The organism is Chroococcidiopsis sp. SAG 2025, assembly GCF_032860985.1.
Classification (GTDB): domain Bacteria; phylum Cyanobacteriota; class Cyanobacteriia; order Cyanobacteriales; family Chroococcidiopsidaceae; genus Chroococcidiopsis.
Map to the genome: position 1 here is coordinate 784,414 of NZ_JAOCNC010000001.1, position 11,775 is coordinate 796,188.

Below are 11,775 nucleotides of genomic sequence, written 5' to 3' on the forward strand. Positions count from 1 at the left end.
GAGTAGTGAATTTTGACTTTTAACTTTTAACTTTTGACTTCCCCATTACCCATTACATAAAAATATGATGAGAGAAAATTTACAGGCAGTTCAAGCGGCGGCGGGAGCGATTTTTGAGGAAATTGCTGGAAACAAACTTCCGGTGAGTTTTGGTAACGATGCAGCAGCCATGCAAGCGGTACGAGAAGGTGTAGCAATATGCGATCGCTCCCACTGGGGTATCATTCGCGTTACCGATGACGATCGCATTCGCTTTTTACACAACCAGAGTACTAACGATTTTCAAATTCTAAAACCAGGGCAAGGCTGCGACACGGTTTTTGTCTCTTCCACTGCCCGCACGCTCGATCTAGCAGCTGCATATGTGACTGAAGACGCAGTACTGCTAATCGTTTCTCCTAACCGCCGTCAGTATTTAATAGATTGGCTCGATCGCTATATCTTTTTTGCCGACCGCGTCCAATTAGCAGATATATCTGGTGAAACTGCTATTTTTAGTCTTCTTGGCACTAAAAGCGATGACGTTTTAGCAAAACTTGGTATGAGTTCGATTATCGGTCAAGCATATGCCAACCACCAGCTCGTTCAACTCCAAGATGTAGAAATTCGGGTAGCGGTGGGCAGTGGTTTAGCCATACCTGGGTATACTCTAATTGTGCCAGCAGACAAAGCGGCGATCGTTTGGAATCACCTCGTAGAAACTGGTGCAGTCCCTCTAGGCGATCGCGTTTGGGAACGATTGCGGATCGAACAAGGTCGCCCCGTCCCTGATAAGGAATTAACTGAAGATTACAATCCTTTAGAAGCAGGCTTGTGGCAAACTATTTCTTTCAATAAAGGTTGTTATATCGGTCAAGAAACAATTGCGCGTCTGAATACTTATAAGGGAGTCAAGCAACACCTATGGGGAATTCGCCTCAGCGCTCCCGCTGCACCAGGTAGTATTATTACTGTAGGTGAAGAGAAAGTGGGTATTCTCACCAGCTATACCGATACTGAGGAGGGTAGCTTCGGACTGGGTTACATCCGTACTAAAGCTGGTGGTGTCGGTTTGAAAGTTAAAGTCGGAGAAGTTACAGGCGAAGTGGTGGATGTCCCTTTCTTAACCCGTAGTCCCGATCGCAGCGATTCTAGTACAGATGCAATACATTCATAGGGGCGCACAGCTGTGCGCCCCTACAGACCCTAATACTCATAAGGATTTTGGGGTTCGGGAATTTTCTTAGGGGCAGCATTGGCTTGAATAGTTAATTGACGTTTATCCTTTAAAGTTTCGGTGATCATTTGTCCTTCTACCTCCAACCAAGTATCGGGAGGATAAGCTTGACGATCTTCCGTCAATTTGACTGGTAGCCCTACCGGATAAGCATCAGCGGCACAGCAGGTAATAACAAACCGCGAAAGGAGCAAGTAATTAGGTGGAAATTCCGGCGGATGAATGGTGAACCCTTGTACCTTGACTTTTTGACCTGTGTATGCATCTGGTTCGGGATAAACATTCAGCGTACGCACCCAATCTAAAAGCGATCGCGCCTCTGGTTTGACGGAACCGTAAAAGGCTTGAGGCTGGGAACGGGTAGCAGCGAGAAAGTCTGTCACCCCTCTTTGCATGGCGGTTTGGCTAGCAAAAACGCGGGGAGTGAAAATCAACCCGGCGATCGCAGTTACTATTAGCAAAATACTGCTAAAACCAGGTGGAAGTAAACTGATATGACGCACTGGCAATATACGGCGTTGACGCAGGAGTTGCGCAGCCTTTAAACCTGCTACACTCAAAAACCCAATTCCTCCAGCAATTACCAACCAAAAATAATCGGGGTGAATTAATAAATTGAGCTTACCAGTCAGCCAGTATTTCAGCATTAAACTGCCCCAAGCAGCGATTGCCAATACTTCTAGCCAATTTAGGATCTTATATTTGTCATTAGTCATTTGTTATTAGTCATTGGTCATTGGTCGCGCACTTAAATCACGTATAAGTTAATCAATAATGTAAATAAAAATGTCAACTGAGCAGCTAGGGCAAATAGATAAATAATTGCCCGTGGTTTAAAAATTGATAGCATCAAACCAATGCCTTTAAGGTCAATCATGGGTCCAAAGATCAAAAAGGCTAGTAACGAGCCGCTAGTAAAAGTGGAGGCAAAGGATAGGGCAAAGAATGAATCTACAGTAGAACAAATCGATACGACTGCTGCTAAAAGCATCATAGTGAGGATCGAAATAATTTCGCCACCACCAAGATTTAAAATGACCTCGCGGGGAACGAAAACTTGAATCAATGCCGCGATCGCGCTCCCAATGACTAACACAGAACCGAGTTCGCGCAGTTCTTGTATGGTATTGTCTAATAACAACTGTAAGCGTTCTGGTAGTGGTTTAATTGGCGTGGCTGCTGCCAGACTTGCTTGTAATACCGATGCATCTATCCTAATCGGATCTCCCGACCCTGATAGCCAAAACGTACCCGATTGTAGTAGATCGGATGAGGTTTTCGATTTATCTTTTTGCGGCTGCTGTTTTGGTTGCCAAGCCGCTGCTAAAGCTGGTTGTAATAAGGGACGCAAATCTTTTTGAGCGCTGAATACCCAACCGATAATCGTAGCGATCGCTAAGGAAAATACTACTCGTAAAACCACAATTTCTGGTTGATCGCGAAATGCCGTCCATGTTGCCCAAATGACAATCGGGTTGATTGTTGGTGCTGCTAATAAAAAGCCAATTGCTACGGGTGTAGGCACTCCCTGCATTAACATCCGTCTCGCCACGGGGACGTTACCGCACTCGCACACGGGAAACAAAAATCCTACCATGCTACCAACCAAAGCACCTAACAGGGGATTTTTAGGTAGTTTAGCAATTAACTTGCGTTCGTCCACGAATAGCAACAGTAACCCAGAGAATAATACCCCCAGCAGCAAGAACGGCATTGCCTCGACAAGCAAGCTGAGGAACAGGGTAAAAGCATTGTTGAGCTGTTGGTTCATGCGTTGCGTAGCAGAAAGCGTTGTCGATTAGCAAACATCTGCCAAGCCATTGTAGCTAGATTTATTCGTACTACGGAATACAAACATCAGGCGCACATAAACCTGAAAATTCCATTGTGTTTACGGTCAATGTATCTAATTTTACTCGCCTAATTGCATGATTATTCGTATCGGCGACGTACAAGTAACAACCAAAAACACTTAGTCCCGATGGTTCATTAAAGCGGCTATTTTTACCTTGACCGTCTTGTAAACCTGCTACTCCATCCCCCAGAACATATTGACAATTACCGCTATGAGGACTGACTAATTTAATTTTGTGATTGTAAGTATCGGCTATCCACAAGAAATTTTGAGCATATTCTATCCCTAAACAATGCTGGAGTCGCACGTCAGAACCAGTACCATCAACATCGCCAAAGCCAAACAACTCGCCACTCCCGCAGATTGTTCGTACTTGAGGATCGAGCATTAAGCCAATACCGCGAATCGAACTACCTTCACTATCAGCTACATATAATTCTCTGCGATCGGTGGTAATGCCACTCGGTTGTGCAAAAGCCGAATCTGCGACTAAACCATCCAAACACGCTTCAGCACCCGTACCTGCGTAAGTTTGCAATATACCTTTTTCTAAATTCATTTGCCAGATTTGATGATTCCCCGCCATCGCAATGAAGAGATAATTCTTCAGTATTACCAAATCCCATGGGGAATTTAAAGCTGTTTTTTGACCAATACCACCATAAGGACGGATATTACGGCTTTGTTCTCCGGTTCCGGCGATGGTTTCTACACGTTGTGACTGTAGGTTAATGCGGCGAATCGCATGATTTTCGGTATCGGCTACGTAGAGTAACTGGTTTTCATCATCTAATACCATGCCTTGGGGGGCAAAAAATTGCGCTTGGGTAAAGTCTCCATCGGTTAACCTAGATTTTCCCGTACCTATTACGTGTAGAATTTCTCCGTCGAGGGTACTCCAAATAATGCGGTGATGTCCTGAATCAGCAATAAATAACCCGGCGGAAGTCGCTAGCACTTTACCAGGAAATGCTAGAGGTTTAATTAATGGTTGCCGTTGTTTTTCTAAAATGAAGCTAATTTCTGGAGATGCGATTGCCCCTTTAGCTTCATACTCTTGAATTAGCTTGGCAATTAGTTCGTCTAAAACGTCTCGATTTCCTTCCCCAGCAACAGAGCCAATGACGTACCCTTCTGGGTCAATAACCATCAGCGTGGGCCACGCACGCACTGCATATTGTTGCCACACCTGAAAGCCAGTGTCAACTACAACTGGATGCTCGATGTCATATCGCAGGATGGCTTGACGAATATTATCGACATCTTTTTCATTGTCGAATTTAGCCGAGTGAACGCCAATAACCGTGAGGCTGTCCTTATACTTCTGTTCTAAATATTTCAAATCTAGCAGAACGTGCAAGCAGTTAATGCAGCAATAAGTCCAAAAATCGAGAATGACAATTCTACCTCTGAGTTGTTGAAGCGATAGCGGCTTGTCGGTATTTAGCCAAGGCTGATTTTGAGGTAGTTCCGGCGCTCTCACCCGTACAGTCTTCATGTAAAATCTTACTCGACAATAACGGCGTTTAACGATTCTAGCGGAATGCTAAAGACGTAGTAGATGACTCCCACGCCTAACAGTAGCACGGCAATGCTAGTGACAATGACCCACCTGTCCGTTGGTTCGTAAGTATCTGCATCAATGTCGCGCCGAATGACAAAATAGTGTGCGGTTGAAAGCAGTACCATCAATAATCCTACTATTCCAAAGGCTAAACCTAACCTCCAACCATTACCAGGAGGTTGAGGCGCAAGCGGGGGACGGAGAATTCGCAGGCGCACGATTAAGACACCAAATCCCATCAACGCGATCGCGCTGCGCATCCATGCTAAATATGTACGTTCGTTGGCTAAATGATCCCGCACGCGATTTGGATTTTTGAGCTGGGGTGTCAATGTTCCTGCATCAACTCGTTTAGGCTTGAATAATTCCATGACTTCTACTTTCAGCACTATGTACCGACATTAGTAGAAGAATACAAAAAATCCATTTTAGAAACAACGAATTGTCGAGCGGAATATAGTACGATATAAAAGCCGCTTTAAATTACGGTATTTCGGGCGATTTTATTGTATATGGATATTGCTCTTACCCTTGGCGTTCTGGGATTAGCCATAGTTTTCTTCATCTTTGAATGGCTACCTGTAGATATTACTGCGATCGCGACAGCAGTTGTACTCATGCTACTGGGATTAATCACCCCAGAAGAAGGGATAGCTGGCTTTAGCAACTCCGCAACCATCACGGTATTAGCAATGTTCATCCTCAGTGGTGGGATCGAACGCACCGGTGCAATCCAAATCGTCAGCGATTTTCTACTGCGGCGAGGGGGAAAAAATTCGACACGGCAGATTTTTGTTTTAGGTGCGATTGTTGGTCCGATTACCGCTTTCCTCAACAATACAGCTGTGGTTGCCGTTTTTATCCCAATTGTGGAGGAATGGAGTAGAAAGCGAAATATTTCTGTCTCTAAACTGCTCATACCGCTGTCCTACGCTACGGTTCTAGGCGGAATGATTACAGTTATTGGCACTTCGACAAATGTTGTCGCCAGCAGTTTGTCAAAAAAGTTGGGATATGGAGAATTTAGTTTATTCCAATTTACCCCCGTAGGATTAATTACATTTGCGATCGGCTTGGTCTATCTTGCCTTCGCCGCACCTAAACTGTTACCAGACCGAAAAAAGCCAGCTGCGACTCCGGCGATCGCCAACTACGGATTAAAAGATTACTTTAGTGAAGTGGTTGTCGCGCCACGCTCTAATTTAATCGGACAAACTTTACGTTCTAGCCAGATCGAGCGGCGATTTGATATTGACGTAGTGGAACTCTTTCACAACAGTCGCCGTTATACCAAACCTGTAGCAGATAAAGTGCTAGCGGGTGGCGATATTATGATCGTGCGCGGTAATCGCGGCGATGTACTCAAAATTAGAGATGAGCGGGGACTTGAAATCTTGCCAGAAATCGAATTTCAGCAAGAATTCCCAACACCTGAGTTAAATTCAGAAAATCGAGCTATTTCTGAGGCTTTAATAATTTCCAACTCTAGTTTGATTGGCTCTACGCTCCAAGAGTTACAGTTTCGCCAGCGTTACAACCTCACAGTACTGGCAATTCGACGCAATGAGGAAATCATTCGCGATCGCTTGGGTAAAGTCCGATTGCAATTTGGCGATGTCTTACTATTACAAGGTGCGAGAGATAGTTTTATCGGACTGCAAAATAGTGCCGATTTACTGGTAGTAGAACCGCGAGAGGTGGAAACGCTGCGACGAGACAAAGCCGCGATCGCGATCGCAATTGGTTTAGCAGTGGTTATTACCGCTGCTTTTGAGTGGATACCAATTTTAGTCAGTTCCTTGGCAGGAGTTGTCTTAATGGTGGCGACTGGAGTGTTAAAGCCAAGAGAGATCTATCGGTCGGTACGTTGGGATATTATCTTCCTACTAGCCGGACTCATTCCCCTCGGTACGGCGATGGATAATTCAGGTGCAACCCAGTGGTTAGCGGGTGGTTTAGCATCGCTCGGCGGTCAATTCTCTGGTTTTTGGTTACTAGTCTGCTTTTACATTGCCACAACCGTACTCACAGAGATTCTATCGAACAATGCTGCCGTGGTGCTGATGCTTCCAGTTGCAGCTAACGTAGCAGAAACTTTGAGTCTCAATCCGTTTGCTTTTATGTTTGTCGTGACATTTGCTGCTTCTAACAGCTACCTCACACCAATCGGCTACCAGACGAATACGATGGTTTACGGTCCTGGTGGCTACAAATTTCTCGATTTTACCAAGGTAGGAGCGCCACTAAATTTAATTTTGACATTTCTCACGCCTTTACTCATTACTTGGCTGTATGGCGTGAACCAGCTGCCCGTAGATTAGTTTTTCTTGTAAGGTGAGCGTTGCCTACCCTACAGATGAATTTCTTTTTTGAGAAAGAATCTGCTGTAACCTGGCGGGAAATTTGGCAATTCACCAAAAATGACGTATCCCTGTTGCTGGTAAAATTCTGGTGCTTGGAAACTAAATGTATCTAAATAAGCATATTTACAGCCGCGTCTGACAGCTTCTTGCTCCGCAGCCTCCAGTAAAGCATGACCGTAACCTTGTCCGCGCCAAGTTTCATCTATCCATAAAATATCGATATACAACCACTGCCAATAAGTCGAACCAATCAACCCGCCAGCCAGACGAGCGCCTTCATTTCGTAAAAAGATAGCTAACTGCTGGAAATTCCCTTCACCAGCGCGATCGCGATTAAATGCCAGCAGTTGTTGCAAAATAAATTCTATGTCTTCAGGATGCGGCTTCTCAGTGGTGTCAATCCTAAGCGGTTGTTTCACGAAAATTTATCCCAATTAAAAAAGTTTAGCGTGCGTACAAATAGACTGTATCATCGCAAATAGAAGTAAAAAACTGTGGCTAATTCAGAGATTTGTCGTATGTTGCGCTCGTAAATCATATAACCAGTCACTTTCAAACACTTTCGTTAAAAAATGGGCAAATTTTACCCCCTCCTAGTCAGTGGTATTGGCATTCTGTGCTTGTTAGCTCAGATAACTCCACTACAAGCCCAAACGTTAATACAAGTCAAAAGTCAAAAGTCAAAAGTTAAAAGTAATACCAACTCCCGACTCCCAACTCCCAACTCCCAACTCCCAACTCCCGACTCCCAACTCCCGACTTCCCAAGTCTCCCAATTATCCGACGTGCAACCCGATGACTGGGCAAGTCGAGCGTTACAATCTTTAATCTGGCGCTATGGAATAGTTACAGGCTATCCGAATGGGAACTTCCTTGGCAATCGTACCTTGAGTCGTTACGAATTTGCGGCGGCTTTAAGTACGGTAGTACGGCAATTGGAGGGAGCGATCGCTAATGGTAAGCCAGTACAAGCAACTCAAGATGATTTAGCAACTCTCAAAAAACTTCTACAAGAGTATGCTGCCGAATTAGAAGATTTCCAAGGTCGTTTAGATTCTCTAGAAGCTCGAAACGCCGGACTCCAGGCAAACGAGTTCTCCACAACGACTAAACTTAAAGGTCAAGTTATCTTTGCAATTAATGGGGGTGGCTTTGGCGGCGATTCCCTTCGCAACCCTACAGGTACGGAAATTGCCAATAATAATCCTATTACTACGTTATTTTACAGGACTCAGTTAGATTTTGATACGAGTTTTTCTGGTACTGACTTACTCAAAATTCGTTTGGAGACTGGTAGTAACGGCAACCGCGATAATGCAGCTGGAGTATTAGAACCTAATTTCGGTAGCGGACTTGATTTCTCGACCAGACCATCTCGAAATGGAGAATTGGGGCTGGGTCGGCTTTACTACAGCTTTAGCGCCGCTAAAAATCTCCAAATTGTTTTAGGGACTGCGATCGCACCTACAGATTATCTCGATCGCAATCGTTATGCTAATCGCAGTTTTGTTGATTTTTCGACTCAAGCACTGGTTAACAACTACCTTCTCTTTCCGATTCACGAACAAGGCGCTGGGGCGGTTGTTAACTGGCAAGCGAATGAGTTTTTAACGTTACGGGCAATGTATCTTGCAGCAGACGCTGACACTTCTGGCAGTCGCGATGAGGTTGAAGGTGTATCGGCTTTAACAAGGCTACTCTACCCAGATGAAGGTGGAGATCGCGGTTTATTTGGTAATCCTAATCAGGGAACGGTTGAGTTAGAATACTCTCCCAACCCAGCTTTTACTCTACGCTTGCAGTACAGTGGTGGAAATACGTTCGATCGCCATTTTGATGTATTTGGAGCGAATGTCGAACTCAATCTATCGCGCCAACTTGGAGTTTTCGGACGTTATGGCTACGGTAGCTATGACGATACTATTTTTGGAGATCTCGAACCGTCTTACTGGATGGTGGGGATATCGTTGCGCAATTTACTACTGCCTGGCGCTGTAGCGGGAATTGCGGCAGGTCAGCCTTTTGTGGAAAATGCTGTAGGGGATGCGACTCAAACAAACTTTGAAGCCTACTATAACTTTCCCCTAAATGAAAATCTAGCGATCGCTCCTTTAGTTCAAGCGATCGCCAATCCTAGCAATCAAGCAGATAATGGCACAATTATTACTGGTACTCTTCGCACCGTATTCTCTTTTTAAAAACGCAACCCAAGATAGTAATCTCTAGCGTTTGTTCTCAACTTCTGCTTGAGCCTCATCCATAGCTGCTTTTTTGTTCGGCTCGTTAGTGTCAAATGTTACTTTAGTTTGCTTGGCTTTGAGGTCGAGAACTTCAGGAATCTTTTTGGGCAGCGTCTTGATATTTTCTAGCCCGGTATCACCTATTCTTCTACCTGGCGCATCTCCCAAATCTTCAGCTTTTTCTTGAATGCGCTTGACAGTATCAGGAGTGACAGGGTTGTATTCTCCCGTTGGAGATTCTACAGCATTTGCTTGGAATGCTGGCAGTGCGACAAATAAAATCGTTGCTAAAAATACGGTAACGATTCGACGCAAGCCCATGTTCTTCAATTTATCAACTACTTGCTTCATTTGAATCCTCCAATGATTTTGATTCCTAAAATTAACGTTTCTTTAGAGTAAAAACTTTTAGAAACACAATTACTAAGGTTGCTAACAATAAGCGCTCCTTAATTGCTTTGTTCTAATTTTAGTTTTCGGATCGATCTTGCCGTAGGAGGCGATCGCATATCTTCTCTCTTGAGTAGGAGTTTTGAGCGAATGCCATAAATGAGTGAATTTAACTTTAGTTAGACTTGTAGATCGTTAAAATACTTCTTGGTTAAGTTTCGCTCCCCCCAACCCCCCTTGAAAAAGGGGGCTAAGAATGGTTTTGTCTTTTTTGTTGAAAAGAGGGGCTAAGAACGCTCCTGTCTCCTCCTTTTTAAGGGGAATTAAGTAAGTACAATCTTGTCTCCCCCTTTTTAAGGGGACTTTTCCTTACCTCTCTAGATTCAATTCCCTTCCCCTGACTTTAGTTGCCATAAATAAGGTAAGATTGGCTCTAGTTTGTATTTTTTCTTAATAAGACTATCGCGCACTGGTTCTGTACAATCTCCATAAATAAAGATATCGCCAGAATTTGGTGGTATCTCTTTTAAAGGAGCGATATCAACTAATCTTAATCGAACTTTTGGTTCTAATAAGTAGCTAAGGGAAAGTAAATTACCATTGTTGATGCAACCATTAGTAGAAACTATGAGAGGATTATTTGCTCTATTGAGAAAACTAGCTACTTGAGGATTACTATAACTAATTTCTTTAATCCACCAAGTATTAGCTTGGGAACTCAGCGTGCAAGATATGATTCCAGCCAAAATGAGTAAAGTTGCGATCGCTTGCCAACTTCTGCGAAACAATAATCTCGATTGACTGATTTTTTGACTCAATAAGTAAGCAACTGCTAACTGAATGCTTAAATAACCAGGAAACAAATAACGAGGCACGATCGATCTTTGTCCGCCTTTAATGATATCTGGTATCAGTAACGGTAAAGTAGTTGCAGCCATTAAGGTAATAATAAATAGCCAAATTCTTAAAGGTGCGTGACGTATTGTGAAATAAACTGCATAAACTATTAGAAGTAATATCAGGAAGTAGACAATTAGAAAATCTGGATCTTTTTCCAAACCCATATCGAAAAAAATATGACCGATATTGAGTAGCCAGCGACGACTAAAAATGTCTGCGGGTAAAGCATTATTTGTCCATCCCGTCGTCATCTGAAACATGGAATAGTTCTGAATTAAGCTCAATATCCAAGGAGTAAAAAGTAATAAGCTCAAACCCGAGGAGAGAAGATAAGCGATCGCTCTTTTGCTCAACCTAAATTTTTCAATTATGAAAACGTAACCTCCATGAGCGACAGCTATTAATCCAGACAAGAAAAAAGTATAAAAACTAGTTGCTAAAGCGAAGGCATATACAATCCAAATCTGGATTTTATTCAATCGAATTGCCCTGAGTAAAGCGGCACTCGATCCTAGAATTGTCACTGTCCATAAAGCGTATTGCCTTGCTTCTTGAGCAAATAAAACATGCACCGGAGAGACCGCTAAAAGCGCGATCGCCATCCATGCTATGAGAGACGATTGAAACAATTCTAGACACAACCAATACAAACAAGGAAATACTAAGAAGCTAAATAAAATGCTTAAACTTCTAATTATCGTAATACTGTTGCCAAATAATTTCACCCAAAATCTCAACAAAACATAATACAAAGGTGGATGTTGAGAGTCTTCTACAGCAAGAGAATGAATTGTATCTTTTAATTGGCTGCCAGGTTTGAAACGTTGAAACGTTTGCAAGTATTTGATACTGCTGTCTCGATGAGCGTATGCTCCTTGAGAGAAGTCTTTCATCGTGTAGCCAGCAATTCTTAAAGAAGTATAAGCTTCGTCGTGCCAATAAACTTTTTTATCGATATTCGTAACTCGAAAAGCTATTCCCACACACAAAATAATTATAAATAGTAAGCGCAGCCATTTAAAATTGACGTGACGAGTTGGCATAAACAGTTGAAATTAGAATTGAGATTGCTATAGAGGCAAATTAATTAAATAAAATCCTCAAAGCTTATTTAGGTTACAATAAATATATAGTTTTTCAAAAGAGCAGCAGTGTCAAATGGCAAGCACTCCAATCTACCTCAGTCATTGCCATCCTTAAGTTGCTGTCCTTAATTAGTCTAAAATGCCCTTGATAAAACTGAGATC

General features: G+C 43.1%; 10 protein-coding genes. 3 read left to right on the top strand and 7 right to left on the bottom strand.

Annotated features, from left to right (window positions below):
* Positions 1-67 precede the first annotated feature (67 nt).
* Positions 68-1,156, top strand: coding sequence for a YgfZ/GcvT domain-containing protein (locus N4J56_RS03810; protein WP_410500413.1), 1,089 nt, complete (start codon positions 68-70; stop codon positions 1,154-1,156).
* Between the two features lie 29 nt (positions 1,157-1,185).
* Here the strand turns inward: N4J56_RS03810 and N4J56_RS03815 are convergent, their stop codons facing one another.
* The 4 genes from N4J56_RS03815 to N4J56_RS03830 form a co-directional block, all read right to left on the bottom strand.
* Positions 1,186-1,932, bottom strand: a complete 747-nt coding sequence (locus N4J56_RS03815; RefSeq protein ID WP_317105226.1) for a TIGR03943 family putative permease subunit — start codon at positions 1,930-1,932, stop codon at positions 1,186-1,188.
* A gap of 32 nt (positions 1,933-1,964) precedes the next feature.
* A complete protein-coding gene (locus N4J56_RS03820; protein ID WP_317105227.1) occupies positions 1,965-2,987 on the bottom strand; it encodes a permease in 1,023 nt (340 codons plus the stop codon).
* Between the two features lie 70 nt (positions 2,988-3,057).
* Positions 3,058-4,569 carry a thioredoxin-like domain-containing protein gene (locus N4J56_RS03825; RefSeq protein ID WP_317105228.1) on the bottom strand — a complete coding sequence of 504 codons (1,512 nt, stop codon included), beginning with the start codon at positions 4,567-4,569 and terminating at the stop codon, positions 3,058-3,060.
* Between the two features lie 8 nt (positions 4,570-4,577).
* On the bottom strand, positions 4,578-5,006 hold the full coding sequence (locus tag N4J56_RS03830) for a DUF202 domain-containing protein (protein ID WP_317105229.1): 429 nt from the start codon (positions 5,004-5,006) through the stop codon (positions 4,578-4,580).
* Between the two features lie 141 nt (positions 5,007-5,147).
* Here N4J56_RS03830 and N4J56_RS03835 point away from each other — a divergent pair, with 141 nt between their 5' ends.
* Positions 5,148-6,956, top strand: a complete 1,809-nt coding sequence (locus N4J56_RS03835) for an SLC13 family permease (RefSeq protein ID WP_317105230.1) — start codon at positions 5,148-5,150, stop codon at positions 6,954-6,956.
* Between the two features lie 29 nt (positions 6,957-6,985).
* On the opposite strand, the gene N4J56_RS03840 is transcribed toward N4J56_RS03835, so the two are convergent.
* On the bottom strand, positions 6,986-7,417 hold the full coding sequence (locus tag N4J56_RS03840; protein ID WP_317105231.1) for a GNAT family N-acetyltransferase: 432 nt from the start codon (positions 7,415-7,417) through the stop codon (positions 6,986-6,988).
* Between the two features lie 153 nt (positions 7,418-7,570).
* Between N4J56_RS03840 and N4J56_RS03845 the strand changes: the two genes are divergently transcribed.
* Entirely contained in the window at positions 7,571-9,196 is a 1,626-nt protein-coding gene (locus N4J56_RS03845) for an iron uptake porin (protein WP_317105232.1), read from the top strand.
* Between the two features lie 24 nt (positions 9,197-9,220).
* Here the strand turns inward: N4J56_RS03845 and N4J56_RS03850 are convergent, their stop codons facing one another.
* Complete coding sequence (locus tag N4J56_RS03850; RefSeq protein WP_317105233.1) at positions 9,221-9,589, bottom strand: hypothetical protein; 369 nt, start codon at positions 9,587-9,589, stop codon at positions 9,221-9,223.
* 422 nt (positions 9,590-10,011) lie between these two features.
* Positions 10,012-11,571 carry a glycosyltransferase family 39 protein gene (locus N4J56_RS03855; protein WP_317105234.1) on the bottom strand — a complete coding sequence of 520 codons (1,560 nt, stop codon included), beginning with the start codon at positions 11,569-11,571 and terminating at the stop codon, positions 10,012-10,014.
* Positions 11,572-11,775 lie beyond the last annotated feature (204 nt).

Excerpts from the sequence above, each read along its gene's own strand:
- N4J56_RS03810 (WP_410500413.1), top strand. The coding sequence starts at position 68 with ATGAGAGAAAATTTACAGGCAGTTCAAGCGGCGGCGGGAGCGATTTTT.
- N4J56_RS03815 (WP_317105226.1), bottom strand. The coding sequence starts at position 1,932 with ATGACTAATGACAAATATAAGATCCTAAATTGGCTAGAAGTATTGGCA.
- N4J56_RS03820 (WP_317105227.1), bottom strand. The coding sequence starts at position 2,987 with ATGAACCAACAGCTCAACAATGCTTTTACCCTGTTCCTCAGCTTGCTT.
- N4J56_RS03825 (WP_317105228.1), bottom strand. The coding sequence starts at position 4,569 with ATGAAGACTGTACGGGTGAGAGCGCCGGAACTACCTCAAAATCAGCCT.
- N4J56_RS03830 (WP_317105229.1), bottom strand. The coding sequence starts at position 5,006 with ATGGAATTATTCAAGCCTAAACGAGTTGATGCAGGAACATTGACACCC.
- N4J56_RS03835 (WP_317105230.1), top strand. The coding sequence starts at position 5,148 with ATGGATATTGCTCTTACCCTTGGCGTTCTGGGATTAGCCATAGTTTTC.
- N4J56_RS03845 (WP_317105232.1), top strand. The coding sequence starts at position 7,571 with ATGGGCAAATTTTACCCCCTCCTAGTCAGTGGTATTGGCATTCTGTGC.
- N4J56_RS03850 (WP_317105233.1), bottom strand. The coding sequence starts at position 9,589 with ATGAAGCAAGTAGTTGATAAATTGAAGAACATGGGCTTGCGTCGAATC.
- N4J56_RS03855 (WP_317105234.1), bottom strand. The coding sequence starts at position 11,571 with ATGCCAACTCGTCACGTCAATTTTAAATGGCTGCGCTTACTATTTATA.